The following is a 15451-nucleotide window of genomic DNA, read 5'->3' as shown; positions in this document are numbered from 1 at the left end:
GTCAGGCAGCGTGAGCAGGCTCAGGGAGCGTGGGGCGCTAGTTTGGTGAGCATGACCGTGCCCCGCCGCATCCTGCTCGTCAACGGCCCGAATCTGAACCTTCTCGGCACGCGCGAGCCGGAGATCTACGGCAGTTCGACGCTCGCGGATGTCGAGCGGATCACCTCGGATGCCGCCGCGGCGCACGGGCTCGAGGTCCGCGCCGTCCAAAGCAACCACGAGGGCGTGTTGATCGACGCGATCCATGCGGCCCGCGCGGACTGCGCCGGCATCGTGATCAACCCCGGCGGGCTCACGCACACGTCGGTGGTGCTGCGGGACGCGCTGTCCGGTGTCGCGCTGCCGGTTGCCGAGGTGCACATCTCGAACGTGTACGAGCGCGAGGAATTCCGCCACCACTCATACGTCCACGACGTCGCCGAGGTCCATGTGGTCGGCGAAGGCGTCGAGGGATACGCGAAGGCCGTTCGTCTGCTGATCCCCGTGATCACGGGTGCGGCGGACGGCTGAGCGGAGTCATCCCGTAGAATCGAACGTCGGCTCGCTTCGACAGGCTCAGCGACCGCTCATTCTTCGCTTCGCGAGCACGAGCCGCGCCCCACACACGAACGGAACTCTTCGAACATGGCATCCACCGCAGACATCAAGAACGGCGTCGTCCTCAGCATCGACGGACAGCTGTGGAACGTCATCGAGTTCCAGCACGTCAAGCCCGGCAAGGGTGGCGCTTTCGTGCGCACCAAGCTGAAGAACGTCGTCTCGGGCAAGACCGTCGACCGCACGTACAACGCCGGCGCGAAGATCGAGATCGAGAACGTCGACCGCCGCGACTTCACGTACCTGTACAACGACGGCGACAACTTCGTCTTCATGGACACGGCCGACTACGACCAGCTCACGGTTGCGGCTGCGACCGTCGGCGACGCGAAGAACTTCCTGCTCGAGAACCAGCAGGTGCAGATCGCGCTCAACAACGGCAACCCGCTGTACGTCGAGCTCCCGGCATCCGTGATCCTCGAGATCACGTACACAGAGCCCGGCCTGCAGGGCGACCGGTCGTCGGCCGGCACCAAGTCGGCGACGGTCGAGACCGGCTACGAGATCCAGGTGCCGTTGTTCCTCGAGACCGGCACCAAGGTCAAGGTCGACACCCGCACGGGTGACTATCTCGGCCGCGTGAGCTGACCGGGTGAGCGCTCGGACCAAGGCGCGCAAGCGCGCCCTCGACATCCTCTTTCAGGCGGATGTACGCGGTGACGAACCCGGTGTGATCCTGGCGGCAGAAGCTCAGCGGGCCGCGAGCGAGCCCGCCCGCGAGGCATCCTGGCTCTACGCGCGCGAGATCGTCGACGGCGTGATCGATCACCACGAAGAGATCGACGAGCTGATCGCGACGCACAGCAAGGACTGGAAGATCGAGCGGATGCCCGCGGTCGACCGCGCACTGCTGCGCATGGGCGTGTGGGAGCTGCTGCACAACGACGAGGTGCCTACCGCCGTCGTGATCGACGAGGCCGTAGAGCTTGCGAAGGAGTTCTCCACGGACGACTCCGGCTCGTTCGTGCACGGAGTGCTCGCGCGCGTATCCCGCTCTGCCTGACGCGCAGCGTCTTGTCGTGCCGGTCCTGCGGGCCCCGCTCGATGACCGGTGTCGGTCGGGTCTTGCTCAATGACCGGGGCTGCGAGGATGGACAGTGTGGATTCCACCTGGCGCAGTCTCATCGAGATCGCCGATGCCATCCCGGGGATCCCGCTCGCGCTCGGCGTCGAGCTGCGCCAGCGAACGCCCTACCGGCCGGATGACTGGGCGCCGCGCCGCGTCGAGACAGTGCATCCGCGCGCGCTCATCGGTCGTCGCGACGACCTGTCGCTCGGTGTCCGCCCGCTCATGCGGAGCGAGAGCACGGGCGCGTGGATCAAGGGCCAGGTTTCGTGGGACGCCGTACGACGACCCGGTTTCGGCTTCGACCCCGCACACGCCCGGTGGTTCTCCGAGCTCGCGACCCTGCTGCTCGGTGTGCGGACCGTCGGGCCTGTCGCCGACCCGGGGGAGTGGCTGAATCTCGACGCGATCGAATCGAGCCTGCTCTGGCCGCACCTGCGCTCGGCACGCGCGGCCGGCATTCCCCTCGTCGCGACGAGCGAGCAGCAGAGCGTCACCCTCGGATACGAGGCGACCGCCGCGATCGACGTGACGGATGCCGGCGAGGCTCTTCGTCTGCGGACGCACGTCACGGTCGACGGGGTGCCGATCGAGGATGCGGTGATCCGCCCGATCGGTCATATCGGGGTGTACGTCGCCACGCTCGACCGCGACCCCCTTCCGATCCTGCTCGCTCCCTGCAAGCTTCCCGGCGCCGTCCGTTCCCTCCTCGCGCACGACGAGGGGCTGCTGATTCCCGCGGACGAGCGCGAAGATTTTCTCGCCGATGGCCTGCCCCGATTGGTGCGGCGCGCACGCGTCACCGCTGGGCGGGGAATCACGCTCCCCGCACCGCCGCAGCCGACGGCCGTCGTCACGGCGACCTTCGGCGACGACGACGTGGAGTACCGGATCGAATGGTCCTATCCGGGTCTCACCCGACTGCCCTACGAGTCCGGCGCGCACCCCGATCGTGACCCCGCGGCCGAAGCCGACATCGGCTCCGGCCTGGAGGCCGTGTGGCGAGAGACATCCGACGCGCGGTTCGCTCCCACGGGGCGACTGAGTGACACGGATGCTGCGGAATTCGCCACGCGCATCCTGCCCGGCTGGGGTACGCTCGCGCGGGTTCGGGTGGAGGGCAACGCTCCCCGGCGCGTCTACACCGAGCTGACCGGCGAGCCGGCGATCAGCGTCAGCACGCTCGAGACCGACGACCCCGACTGGTTCGAACTCGGCGTGCTCGTCTCGATCGAAGGCCGCGCGGTGCCGTTCGGTCCGCTCTTTCGCGCCCTCGTGCGTGGTCGTAAGAAGATGCTTCTCTCGGATGGGGCATACTTCTCGCTCGCGCATCCCGCGCTCCAACGCCTGCGTGACCTGATCGACGAAGCGGGCGAGTTGGCGGAGTGGGAGACCTCGCCCCGCATCAACCGGCACCAGACCGATCTGTGGAGCGAGTTCGAGGACCTCGCCGACCAGTCCGAGCCCGCCACCGCGTGGCGAGAGCTGGCGGCGGGGCTGCGGGGAACCGAAACGGTGCCGCACACGCCGCCTCCGACCGGACTCGCGGGGACGCTGCGGACGTACCAGCAGGCCGGATTCGATTGGTTGGCCTTCCTCTGGCGCAATCGCCTCGGCGGAATTCTCGGCGACGACATGGGGCTCGGTAAGACCGTGCAACTCTTGGCGCTGGCGACGCACATCCACGAGCACGGAGAGCGACGACCGCTGCTCGTCGTGGCGCCCACCTCGGTCGTCGGAGCGTGGACCGCCGAGGCCGCGCGGTTCACGCCCGGGTTGCGGGTGCGGATGATCGAAGAAACCAGCACCAAGCGCGGATACTCTCTCGCCGAGGCGACGACGGATGCCGACATCGTCGTGACCTCGTACGCGCTCGTCCGACTCGACCGGGAAGAGTTCGAACGTGTCGACTGGTCCGTCGTCATCCTCGACGAGGCGCAGTTCGTGAAGAATCCGCGCACACAGCTCCACCGTGCCGTGGGCGCGCTGCGAGCGGACGCGGTGTTCGCGGCGACGGGAACACCGCTCGAGAACGGGCTGCCCGACCTGTGGTCGCTGCTCTCGCTGACCGCACCCGGTTTGTTCCCCTCCGCCCCGCGCTTCACCGAGGCGTACGTGAAGCCCATCGAGCAGGGCAAGGTGCCGGAGAACGCCGAAGGTGGGCCGTATCGCGCGGCGCGGCTCGCGCGGCTGCGTCGCCGCATCCGTCCGCTCCTGCTCCGCCGCACGAAAGCGCTGGTCGCACCCGAACTGCCCGAGAAACAGGAACTGGAGTTGCGCGTCGCACTCGACCCTGAGCACCGCGAGCTCTACGACCTGACCCTGCAGCGCGAACGGCAGAAGGTCATGGGGCTGCTTCAGGATCTGGACCGGAACCGCTTCATCGTGTTCCGCTCGCTCACGCTGTTGCGGATGCTGAGCCTGTCGCCAGCGCTGATCAGCCCGCAGAACGCGCACATCCCGGCGAGCAAACTGGATGCTCTGCTCGATCGCCTCGTCGAGGTCGCCGCGGAAGGTCACCGGGCACTCGTGTTCAGCCAGTTCACCTCGTTCCTGCGGCTCGCGGCGGAGCGCCTGGACGCCGCGGGGATCGCACACGCCTATCTCGACGGATCGACACGCAACCGCAGCGAGGTGATCGAGGGGTTCCGGCAGGGCGATGCGCCCGCGTTCCTGATCAGCCTCAAGGCCGGTGGTTTCGGGCTCACCCTCACCGAGGCGGACTACGTATTCGTGCTCGACCCGTGGTGGAACCCCGCGGCGGAAGCACAGGCGGTGGATCGGGCCCATCGCATCGGGCAGGATCGGCGCGTGATCGTCTACCGGCTGATCGCGGCGGACACGATCGAGGAGAAGGTGCTCGCCCTGCAAAGACGCAAAGCCCGGCTCTTCGACGCCGTCATCGACGACGACGCGCTGTTCGCGCAGGACCTCACGGCAGACGACATCCGCTCGCTGCTGGACGGGTGACCGGGCCCCTCTTTCTCACGGCGCTCGTTTCTCACGGCGCTGTTCACCCGGGTCCCAGGAGCCCGCGCGTAGACTCGAGGGCTGTTGAGAGGGAAGGGCAGACATGCGCATCACGGGCCTCGGCCACGCGGGAATGTTCATCGAGACGCTCGGGGGCTCGATCCTCTGCGACCCGGTGATCGGCCCGAGCTTCTTCGGGTCGTGGTTCCCGTTCCCCGATAACCGAGCGCTCGACTGGGAGCGCTTCGGCGCCGCGGACTTCCTGTACATCTCTCACCGGCATCGGGATCACTTCGACCCGCGGATGCTCGAGCGCTATGTCCGCAAGGACATCACCGTGCTGTTGCCGGACTATCCGACCGACGATCTCGAGAACGACCTGCGGGCGCTCGGCTACGACAACATCGTGTACACCCCGAACGGGGAAACGCTGAAGTTCGGCGAGCTGAAGGTCATGGTCACACCGCTTCGTGCGCCGAGCGACGGGCCCATCGGCGATTCGTCGCTGAGCGTCGACGACGGCACCGCCAGCATCCTGAACCAGAACGACTCGCACCCGCTCGACCTCGACAAGCTGCTGTCGTTCTCCAAGCCCGAGGCCTACTTCACCCAGGTGTCCGGCGCGATCTGGTGGCCGATGGTCTACGACCTGCCCCAGGACTCGAAGGTGCACTTCGCTCAGCTCAAGCGCGACGCGCAGAACAAGCGCGCCATGTACTACATCGAAAAGGTCGACGCCCCGCACGTGTTCCCCATGGCGGGTCCGCCGATGTTCCTGCGCGAAGAGCTCTTCCGCTACAACGGCGTCGGTGAGCAGAACGACTCGATCTTCACCGACTCGCGCCAGTTCCTCGAGCACATGGCAGAGGTTCGTCCGGAGCAGAAGGGGCACCTCTTCATCCCCGGGACACAGGTCGACCTGAACAACGGCGAGCTCGAGGTCACCCAGACCCTCTACAGCGAGGCCGAGATCGAGCACATGTACGGCGAGAAGTGGGACTACCTCGCTGAGCAGCGCGATTCGCGCCAAGACGAGGTGCGCGCGGAGGAGGCATCCCGCGCCCCGGTTCTCCCTCCCGACGAGATGCTCGCCGAGATCAAGAGCTGGTGGGAGCCGCTGCTGCGCCGCGCCCGCACCATTCGCGACGGCGTCGGCGGTAACGTCCGCTTCCGCATCGGAGACCTCGACATGGTGGTGGACTTCCCGAAGGCGAAGGTCCGTGAGTACGCGGGCGAAGAGTGCATCTACTGGTACACCATTCCCGCCGACCTGGTGTCGACCAATATCCGTGACCACGAGATCGACTGGTCGAATTCGATCTTCCTGTCGATGCAGTTCGAGGTCGGGCGCAGCGGCAAGTTCAACGAGTTCTTGACCACGTTCCTCAAGTGCCTCTCTCGCGATCGCATCGAGTACGTCGAGAACTGGTACGCCGAGCAGTCCGACCAGACCGAGGACGTCCAGCTCGGTGACTGGGTCGTGCAGCGTCGCTGCCCGCACCTGCGGGCCGACCTGACCAAGACCGGCAAGATCGAGGACGGCGTGCTCACCTGCAGCCTGCACGACTGGAAGTGGGACCTCACGTCGGGCCGATGCCTGACGTCGCAGGGTCACCCGATCCGGGCGCACGCGACCCCCGACGCGACGGATCCGATCGACGTCGCCGCATCCGCTCCCGCCACCGTCTGATCCGCCCCGCCGGTCGGCGGGTCGCTTCGACAGGCTCAGCGACCGCGGACCTGGTGACGCTCCCTGAGCTTGTCGAAGGGTGCGCGACGCGGCGGGTCACTTCGACAGGCTCAGCGACCGCGGACCTGGTCACGCTCCCTGAGCTTGTCGAAGGGTGCGCGACGCGGCGGGTCGCTTCGACAGGCTCATCGACCGCGGACCTGGTGACGCTCCCTGAGCTTGTCGAAGGGTGCGCGACGCGGCGGGTCGCTTCGACAGGCTCAGCGACCGTCACGCCGCCTCGGCGACCGTCACAGTCCGGTAAGGTGAAAGAGCACAGCAACCTTTAACACCGTCCTGTGAGGCGGAGAAGGGAGCGGCACATGAGCACGAGAACCGTGCTGCACGAGGCCGACATCGCACGAGCCCTGACCCGGATCTCTCACGAGATCCTCGAGTCCAACAAGGGTGCCGATGGGTTGATCCTTCTGGGGATCCCCACACGCGGTGTGACCCTCGCCCATCGCATCGGGACCCTGGTCTCGGAGTTCAGCGGCACGACCGTCCCGGTCGGCGCGCTCGACGTCACGATGTACCGCGACGATCTCGCCCGCAATCCCACGCGCACCCCGCAGCCCACGTCGATCCCCGCGGGAGGTATCGACGGGAAGACCGTCGTTCTGGTGGACGACGTGCTGTTCTCCGGCCGCAGCATCCGGGCCGCCCTCGACGCGCTGCAGGACATCGGACGGCCCGCCGCGGTTCGCCTCGCGACCCTGATCGATCGGGGCCACCGCGAGCTACCGATCCGGCCCGACTTCGTCGGCAAGAACCTGCCGAGCTCGCGGGAGGAACGCGTCAACGTGCGTCTGGCCGAAACCGACGGCATCGAAGAGGTGACGGTCGGATCATGAGGCACCTGCTCGACACCCAGACCCTCGACCGCGCGCTCGCGCTCGAGATCCTCGACGTCGCCGAGGACATGGCGGACACGCAGCGTCGCGAGATCAAGAAGCTGCCGACGCTCCGCGGAAAAACGATCGTCAACCTCTTCTTCGAGGACTCCACCCGCACGCGCATCTCGTTCGAGGCGGCCGCGAAGCGCCTGAGTGCCGACGTCATCAACTTCGCCGCCAAGGGTTCGAGCGTGTCCAAGGGCGAGAGCCTGCAGGACACGGCCCAGACGCTGCAGGCGATGGGTGCGGACGCGGTCGTCATCCGACACGGAGCATCCGGGGCTCCGCGCACGCTCGCGTCGAGCGGCTGGATCACCGCGGGCGTCGTCAACGCCGGCGACGGCACGCACGAGCACCCGACCCAGGCCCTGCTCGACGCCTTCACGATTCGCAAGCGCACCTTCGGCAGCGACAGCCGCGGGCGCGACCTGGACGGTGTCAAGGTCACGATCGTGGGGGACGTCCTGCACTCGCGGGTGGCCCGTTCGAACGTGTGGCTGCTGTCGACGCTCGGCGCAGACGTCACGTTGGTCGCCCCGCCGACGCTCGTGCCGCAGGATGTGTCGGCCTGGCCCGCACGCATCGTGTACGACCTCGACGAGGCCATTGCGGCCGGGCCGGATGCGCTCATGATGTTGCGCATTCAGCTCGAGCGGATGGGTGCTGCTTTTTTTCCCACTGAGCGGGAGTATTCCCGGCGCTGGGGTCTCGACCCGCGGCGCCTGGCGTCCCTGCCCGCCGATACGATGGTGATGCATCCCGGACCCATGAATCGCGGTCTCGAAATCTCGGCGGCCGCCGCCGATTCGCCCCGCTCGACCGTTCTCGAGCAGGTCTCGAACGGTGTGTCCGTGCGGATGGCGGTGCTGTACCTGCTGCTCGCGGGCGAGCGTCCCGGCCTGGACGAGCAGCTAACGAACGGCGGCACGAAAGCCGGCATCATGACTGCCGGCGTGACAAACGAGGAGGAGAGATGAGCGAAGTTCTCCTCATCGCCGGTGCCCGCATCGAGGGCGGATCCGCCGTCGACCTGATCGTCGAAGACGGTCGCATCGCCGAGGTCGGCACCGGGCTGAGCCGCGCGGGCGCGACACGGATCGACGCGGATGGGCTGGTTGCTTTGCCGGGCCTCGTCGACCTCCATACACACCTGCGTGAACCCGGATACGAGGCATCCGAAACGATCCTGACGGGAACGCGTGCCGCAGCTTCGGGTGGCTTCACGGCCGTATTCGCGATGCCGAACACGTCGCCCGTGGCCGACACTGCCGGCGTCGTCGAGCAGGAACTCGCGCTCGGCGAGGCAGCGGGCTACGCGACTGTGCAGCCGATCGGTGCCGTCACCGTCGGGCAGAAGGGCGAGCGACTCGCCGAGCTCGGTGCCATGGCCGACTCCCGCGCTCGCGTCCGCGTTTTCAGCGACGACGGCTTCTGCGTCTGGGACCCGCTCATCATGCGGCGCGCGCTGGAGTACGTCAAGGCGTTCGGCGGGGTCATCGCGCAGCACGCGCAGGATCCGCGGCTCACCGAGGGAGCCCAGATGAACGAGGGCTCGGTCTCCGCCGAACTCGGACTGACCGGGTGGCCCGCCGTTGCCGAGGAATCGATCATCGCGCGTGACGTCCTCCTGGCCGAACACGTCGGCTCCCGTCTGCACGTCTGCCATCTCTCCACCGCGGGGTCGGTCGACATCATCCGCTGGGCGAAGAAGCGCGGCATCGACGTGACCGCTGAGGTCACCCCGCACCACCTGCTGCTGACGGACGAACTCGTGCGCGGCTACGACGCCCGCTACAAGGTCAACCCGCCCCTGCGCCGCGAAGAGGATGTGCTCGCCGTGCGCGAGGGACTCGCGGACGGCACGATCGACATTGTCGCGACGGATCACGCCCCGCACCCGGCAGAGAACAAGAGCTGCGAGTGGGCCGCCGCCGCGAACGGCATGGTGGGCCTCGAAAGCGCCCTACGGGTCGTGCACGCGTCGATGGTCGAGACGGGCCTGCTCGACTGGGCCGACGTCGCCCGGGTCATGTCCTACGCCCCCGCACGCATCGGAATGCTCGCCGGCCACGGCACACCCCTGGCGGCCGGACAGCCCGCCGAGCTCACGCTGTACGACCCAGAGGTGCGCGATGTGTTCGGCGCATCCGATCTGCAAGGCCTGAGCTCGAATTCGCCGTACCTCGGGCGGCCGTTGCCGGGACGCGTGCTCTGGACCATCCACCGCGGGCGCCCGACACTCGCCGAGGGATCGCTCGTCGCCGACCTGGCACAGGAGGTTCGCCCATGACTCTCGGTGCAGCAATGGCCGTCATCATCGGCTTCGGCGTCCTGGTGATCGCCGGTATCGCCTGGGGATGGACTCGCCGCGTCCGGCGCGACCGGGGTCTGGTCGCGCCGACCGACATTCCCGAGGGATTCGTCGCCGAGGCATCCTTCTCCGGCCTCTACGTCGCCACCACGCGGCATGACAAGCCTCTCGACCGCCTGGCGATCCGCCACCTGCGATACCGGGGACGCGTCGGGATCGAGATCTCGTCGGCGGGTGTTCTGCTCGCGATCACCGGGGAGGCTCCCGTGTTCCTCGCGGCTTCCCGCATCGTCGGTGTCGATCGCGCGACCTGGACCATCGATCGGGTTGTCGAGCGCGACGGGCTCGTCCGTCTCGCCTGGCGCGTCGGGCCCGGTGGCACCTCAGAATCCGACCCCGGCACGATCGCCGACTCCTACGTCCGAATGACGGGTGACGCGCCCGGCAACACCTCCGGTGAGTTGCTCGCCGCCGTCACCCGCATCCTTCTCCAGCCCACCCCGACAGGGAAAGCCGAATGATCTCGCACCTCACGAAAGACCCCGCTGTCCTCGTCCTCGAAGACGGCACCCGCCACGCCGGTCGGGCCTACGGCGCCCGCGGCACGACCCTCGGCGAAGTCGTCTTCGCGACCGGCATGACCGGTTACCAGGAGACGCTCACCGACCCGTCATACGCGGGCCAGATCGTCTTGCAGACGGCGCCGCACATCGGCAACACCGGCATGAACGACGAAGATCCCGAATCACGCCGCATTTGGGTGTCGGGCTACATCGTGCGGGACCCCTCGCGTGTCGTCTCGAACTGGCGAGCGGATGAGTCGCTCGACGACGCTCTTGTGAACGACGGCATCGTCGGCATCAGCGGAATCGACACGCGCTCGGTGACCCGCCACATCCGCTCCGCCGGCAGCATGCGCGGCGGGATCTTCTCTGGCGCGGAGGCGGCGCTCGACGCCGACGAGCAGCTGCGCATCGTGCGCGAGGCTCCCGCGATGTCGGGTCGAAACCTCTCCGCCGAGGTTTCGGTGACGGCCGTCGAGGTCTACCCCGCCACAGCGGAGCGCATCGGAAACCTCGCGGTGCTCGACCTCGGTGTCAAGAGCGCGACGATCCACAACCTCGCCGCCCGCGGATTCGACGTCCACGTGCTGCCCCAGCACGTCACGATCGAGGAGCTCCGCGCCCTCGACCCGGTCGCGGTGTTCTACTCCAACGGCCCCGGCGACCCCGCAGCATCAGATCAGCACGTCGAGCTGCTCCGCGCCGTGCTCGATGACCGCACGCCGTTCTTTGGAATCTGTTTCGGCAACCAACTGCTCGGGCGGGCCCTCGGACTCGGCACGTACAAGCTGCCGTTCGGCCACCGCGGCATCAACCAGCCGGTGCTCGACAAGTCAACGGGCCGCGTCGAGATCACCTCGCAGAACCACGGCTTCGCGGTCGAGGCGCCGGTCGACAGCGTCTTCGACAGCCCTCAGGGGTACGGGCGTGTCGAGGTCAGCCACATCGGGCTGAACGATCAGGTGGTCGAGGGCCTGCGTGCCCTCGACATCCCTGCCTTCAGCGTGCAGTACCACCCCGAGGCTGCCGCGGGCCCGCATGACTCCAACTACCTCTTCGACAGGTTCCGCGACATGGTGCTCGCGGCCCTTCGACAAGCTCAGGGACCGGAAATTGAGGACAACAACTGATGCCTAAGCGCGACGACATCAAGAGCGTCCTGGTCATCGGGTCCGGCCCGATCGTGATCGGCCAGGCCTGCGAATTCGACTACTCGGGCACCCAAGCCTGCCGCGTGCTGCGCGAGGAGGGCGTCCGCGTCATCCTCGTCAACTCCAACCCCGCGACGATCATGACCGATCCCGACTTCGCCGACGCGACCTACATCGAACCGATCACCTGGCAGGTCATCGAGACGATCATCGCGAAGGAACGGCCGGATGCGATCCTGCCCACACTTGGTGGACAGACGGCCCTGAACGCCGCGATCGAGCTCGACAAGCACGGCATCCTCGATAAGTACGACGTCGAGTTGATCGGTGCGAATCTCGAGGCGATCAACAAGGGCGAGGATCGCCAGATCTTCAAGCAGCTGGTGTTGGACTCCGGCGCCGATGTCGCCGACAGCCGCATCTGCCACACCATGGACGAGGTGCTCGCGGGCGCAGCGGAGCTCGGATACCCGCTGGTCGTGCGGCCGAGCTTCACGATGGGCGGACTCGGTTCAGGTTTCGCCTACGACGAGCGCGACCTGCGTCGTATCGCCGGCGCCGGCCTCCGCGACTCGCCGACGACCGAGGTGCTGCTCGAGGAGTCGATCCTCGGGTGGAAGGAATACGAGCTCGAGCTCATGCGTGACACCGCCGACAACACGGTCGTCGTCTGCTCGATCGAGAACGTCGACCCGGTCGGCGTGCACACGGGCGACTCGATCACGGTCGCGCCGGCACTCACGCTGACCGACCGCGAGTACCAGAAGATGCGCGACATCGGCATCGACATCATTCGCGCCGTGGGAGTCGACACGGGCGGCTGCAACATCCAGTTCGCGGTCGATCCGTCCAACGGCCGGATCATCGTCATCGAGATGAACCCGCGTGTCTCGCGCTCGTCGGCGCTGGCGTCGAAGGCGACGGGGTTCCCCATCGCGAAGATCGCCGCGAAGCTCGCGCTCGGCTACCGGCTGGACGAGATCCCGAACGACATCACCAAGGTCACGCCGGCGAGCTTCGAGCCGACGCTCGATTATGTCGTGGTGAAGGTGCCGCGGTTCAACTTCGAGAAGTTCCCGGCCGCCGACACCACGCTGACGACCACCATGAAGTCCGTCGGCGAGGCGATGGCGATCGGACGCAACTACTCGACAGCCCTGCAGAAGGCGCTGCGTTCGCTCGAGAAGCGCGGGTCCAGCTTCCATTGGGGCGACCCTTCGACAGGCTCAGGGACCGCGCGGACAAAGGACGAACTGGTCGAGGTGTCGAAGACGCCCACGGATGGCCGGATCGTCGTCGTGCAGCAGGCGCTGCGGGCCGGCGCGACAGTTCCCGAGATGTTCGAGGCGACGGGCATCGACCCGTGGTTCCTCGACCAGATCGTGCTCATCAACGAGGTCGCCGATTTCGTCCGCGACGCACCGGAACTGGACGCGGAGACGCTTCTGCTCGCGAAGGACCACGGCTTCTCGGACATCCAGCTCGGGCAGTTGCGGGGTATTCCGGAGGTCGAGGTCCGGGGCATCCGTCACGCCCTCTCGATCCGCCCGGTCTACAAGACGGTCGACACCTGCGCGGGCGAGTTCCCCGCGCTCACGCCGTACCACTACTCCAGCTACGACTTCGAGACCGAGGTCACGCCGTCCGATCGCCAGAAGATCGTGATCATCGGATCGGGCCCCAATCGCATCGGTCAGGGTGTCGAGTTCGACTATTCCTGTGTGCACGCGTCGTTCGCGCTGTCGGATGCGGGCTACGAGACGATCATGGTCAACTGCAACCCGGAGACGGTTTCGACCGACTACGACACCTCGGACCGCCTCTACTTCGAGCCGCTCACGCTCGAGGACGTGCTCGAGGTTCTGCATGCCGAAGCCGCGTCCGGTGAGATCTTCGGCGTTGTGTGCCAGCTCGGTGGTCAGACGCCGCTCGGACTGGCGAAGGGCATAGAAGAGGCGGGATACCGCATCCTCGGCACGAGCCCCGCGGCCATCGACCTGGCCGAAGAGCGCCAGCTGTTCAGCGAGATCCTCGACACCGCGGGCCTCGTGGCGCCCCGCCACGGCACGGCGACGGACGCCGAGGGTGCTGTCGCGGTCGCGGAGGACATCGGATATCCCGTTCTCGTCCGTCCGAGCTTCGTGCTCGGTGGGCGGGGCATGGAGATCGTCTATGACACCCCGAGCCTGTACGACTATTTCGTGCGGACCGCGGGTGAGGTCATCATCGGCCCCGGAATGCCGCTGCTGGTCGACCGCTTCCTGGACGACGCGGTCGAGATCGACGTCGACGCGCTGTACGACGGCACCGAGTTGTACATCGGCGGCGTCATGGAGCACATCGAAGAGGCCGGTATCCACTCGGGCGACTCGGCGTGCACGCTCCCGCCGATCTCACTCGGTCGTTCGGAGATCGACCGGGTGCGCACGGCGACGCTCGCGATCGCCGAGGGCGTCGGCGTGCGGGGTCTGCTGAACGTCCAGTTCGCGATCAGCGCGGGCATCCTGTACGTCATCGAGGCGAACCCCCGCGCGAGCCGCACGGTTCCCTTCGTGTCCAAGGCGCTCGGTATCCCGCTCGCGAAGGCGGCGGCGCGGATCATGTCCGGCTCGACGATCGACGAGCTGAAGACGGAAGGTCTGCTGCCGGCGTCCGACGGTTCGCGCGTGCCGCTCGACTCTCCGGTCTCGGTCAAGGAGGCCGTGCTTCCCTTCAAGCGGTTCCGCACGAAGGACGGGCAGACGGTCGATTCCGTGCTCGGGCCCGAGATGCGCTCGACCGGTGAGGTCATGGGCATCGACAAGGACTTCCCGACCGCGTTCGCCAAGAGCCAGGCGGCCGCGTACGGCGGCATGCCGCTGTCGGGCACGGTCTTCATCTCGGTCGCCGATTCCGACAAGCGCGCGGTCATCCTGCCCGCTCACCGGCTGCAGGAGCTCGGCTTCTCGCTCGTCGCGACCGAGGGCACGGCCGAGATCCTGGCCCGCAACGGCATCAACGTCCGCATCGTGAACAAGTACAGCGAGACGCAGACCTCCGGCGCGCGGAACATCGTCGACCTGATCAACGACGGCGAAATCGACATCATCGTGAACACGCCGAGTGGGCGTTCTGCGCGTGCCGACGGCTACGAGATCCGCGCTGCGGCCGTCGCCGCCGACAAGGCACTCTTCACGACGATCGCCGTTCTCGGTGCCGCGGTGAGCGCCATGGACGCCGTGCGTCAGGGCTTCGACGTCAAGAGCCTGCAGGAGTACGCGGCGGACCGGGCGGCACGCGGGTGAACGCAGGCCCGACGTTCGGCGATCGCGTGCGCGCGGCCTTCGGCGAGCGCGGACGCCTGTGCGTCGGCATCGATCCGCACGAGCAGTTGCTCGCGGATTGGGGACTGGATGTCTCGGCCGACGGCGTGCGGACGTTCGGGCTGCGCGTCGTCGAAGCCGCCGACGGGCACTGCGGCATCGTCAAGCCCCAGGTGTCGTTCTTCGAGCGGTTCGGCTCGGCCGGTTTCGCGGCGCTCGAGGAGGTGCTTGCGGCCGCCCGGGCGGCGGGTCTGCTCGTGATCGCGGACGCGAAGCGCGGCGACATCGGATCGACGATGGACGCTTATGCGCGCGCCTGGCTGACGCCCGGCTCACCGCTCGAGGCCGACGCCGTGACTCTCAGCCCGTACCTGGGTGTCGGTGCGCTCGAGAACACGCTTCGCTACGCCGTCTCGCACGGCAAGGGCGCGTTCGTGCTCGGGGCGACGAGCAACCCCGAAGCGGCCGGTCTGCAGAGCGCTCGGATGCTCCCGGATGCCGATGGCGCTACCGTGACATCCCGGACCGTCGCGGGTGAAATCGCGTCAGAGGTGGCGGCCTTCAACGCCGCCACGACGCCTCGCGGATCGTGGGGGAGTATCGGTCTGGTGATCGGCGCGACCGTGAACCTCACCGAACGGGGAGTTCCCGTTGACCTGGAGCCGGTCGCGCCGATCCTCGCACCCGGCTTCGGCCACCAGGGCGCGCGGTCGGAGGATCGTGAGACGATCTTCGGACGCCTCGCGCCCGCGGTGATCGTGGCCGAGTCCCGCAGCATCCTTGCTGCGGGACCGGATCGCACCGATTTGGCGCGGGCGATGGATGACAGACGACGCACGGAGGAGATCATCGGTGACTGACGCGCC

The 15451-nt window shown here is 67.5% G+C and carries 12 protein-coding genes; all 12 read left to right on the top strand.

Translation table 11 applies throughout. From position 1 onward, the window contains the following. Positions 1–51 precede the first annotated feature (51 nt). The 12 genes from aroQ to pyrF all read left to right on the top strand — a co-directional run bounded on the left by aroQ (position 52) and on the right by pyrF (position 15445). On the top strand, positions 52–510 hold the full coding sequence (gene aroQ / locus ACIQ0W_RS03000) for a type II 3-dehydroquinate dehydratase (protein WP_396641374.1): 459 nt from the start codon (positions 52–54) through the stop codon (positions 508–510). Between the two features lie 114 nt (positions 511–624). Next, positions 625–1185, top strand: coding sequence for an elongation factor P (efp, locus tag ACIQ0W_RS02995; protein ID WP_036296299.1), 561 nt, complete (start codon positions 625–627; stop codon positions 1183–1185). Positions 1186–1189: 4 nt separating this feature from the next. Continuing rightward, positions 1190–1600: a transcription antitermination factor NusB gene (nusB, locus tag ACIQ0W_RS02990; RefSeq protein ID WP_036296297.1), complete on the top strand. Its 411-nt coding sequence runs from the start codon at positions 1190–1192 to the stop codon at positions 1598–1600. A gap of 87 nt (positions 1601–1687) precedes the next feature. Continuing rightward, on the top strand, positions 1688–4633 hold the full coding sequence (locus ACIQ0W_RS02985) for a DEAD/DEAH box helicase (RefSeq protein ID WP_396641373.1): 2946 nt from the start codon (positions 1688–1690) through the stop codon (positions 4631–4633). Between the two features lie 103 nt (positions 4634–4736). Then, entirely contained in the window at positions 4737–6323 is a 1587-nt protein-coding gene (locus ACIQ0W_RS02980; RefSeq protein ID WP_396641372.1) for a Rieske 2Fe-2S domain-containing protein, read from the top strand. Positions 6324–6685: 362 nt separating this feature from the next. Further along, on the top strand, positions 6686–7216 hold the full coding sequence (pyrR, locus tag ACIQ0W_RS02975) for a bifunctional pyr operon transcriptional regulator/uracil phosphoribosyltransferase PyrR (protein ID WP_036296290.1): 531 nt from the start codon (positions 6686–6688) through the stop codon (positions 7214–7216). Further along, on the top strand, positions 7213–8235 hold the full coding sequence (locus ACIQ0W_RS02970; protein ID WP_396641371.1) for an aspartate carbamoyltransferase catalytic subunit: 1023 nt from the start codon (positions 7213–7215) through the stop codon (positions 8233–8235). Before pyrR ends, ACIQ0W_RS02970 begins: the two co-directional genes overlap by 4 nt. Continuing rightward, positions 8232–9548, top strand: a complete 1317-nt coding sequence (locus ACIQ0W_RS02965) for a dihydroorotase (protein ID WP_396641370.1) — start codon at positions 8232–8234, stop codon at positions 9546–9548. The genes ACIQ0W_RS02970 and ACIQ0W_RS02965 overlap by 4 nt, the downstream gene beginning before the upstream one ends. Further along, on the top strand, positions 9545–10090 hold the full coding sequence (locus tag ACIQ0W_RS02960; RefSeq protein ID WP_396641369.1) for a hypothetical protein: 546 nt from the start codon (positions 9545–9547) through the stop codon (positions 10088–10090). The genes ACIQ0W_RS02965 and ACIQ0W_RS02960 overlap by 4 nt, the downstream gene beginning before the upstream one ends. Continuing rightward, positions 10087–11262, top strand: coding sequence for a glutamine-hydrolyzing carbamoyl-phosphate synthase small subunit (gene carA, locus ACIQ0W_RS02955; protein ID WP_396641368.1), 1176 nt, complete (start codon positions 10087–10089; stop codon positions 11260–11262). Before ACIQ0W_RS02960 ends, carA begins: the two co-directional genes overlap by 4 nt. Beyond that, positions 11262–14567: a carbamoyl-phosphate synthase large subunit gene (gene carB / locus ACIQ0W_RS02950; protein ID WP_396641367.1), complete on the top strand. Its 3306-nt coding sequence runs from the start codon at positions 11262–11264 to the stop codon at positions 14565–14567. Before carA ends, carB begins: the two co-directional genes overlap by 1 nt. Then, a complete protein-coding gene (gene pyrF, locus ACIQ0W_RS02945) occupies positions 14564–15445 on the top strand; it encodes an orotidine-5'-phosphate decarboxylase (RefSeq protein WP_396641366.1) in 882 nt (293 codons plus the stop codon). The genes carB and pyrF overlap by 4 nt, the downstream gene beginning before the upstream one ends. The last annotated feature ends 6 nt before the right edge of the window (positions 15446–15451 follow it).

Source organism: Microbacterium sp. (genome assembly GCF_044340635.1).
GTDB lineage: Bacteria > Actinomycetota > Actinomycetes > Actinomycetales > Microbacteriaceae > Microbacterium.
This window is presented reverse-complemented; position numbering and strand designations above follow the sequence as displayed.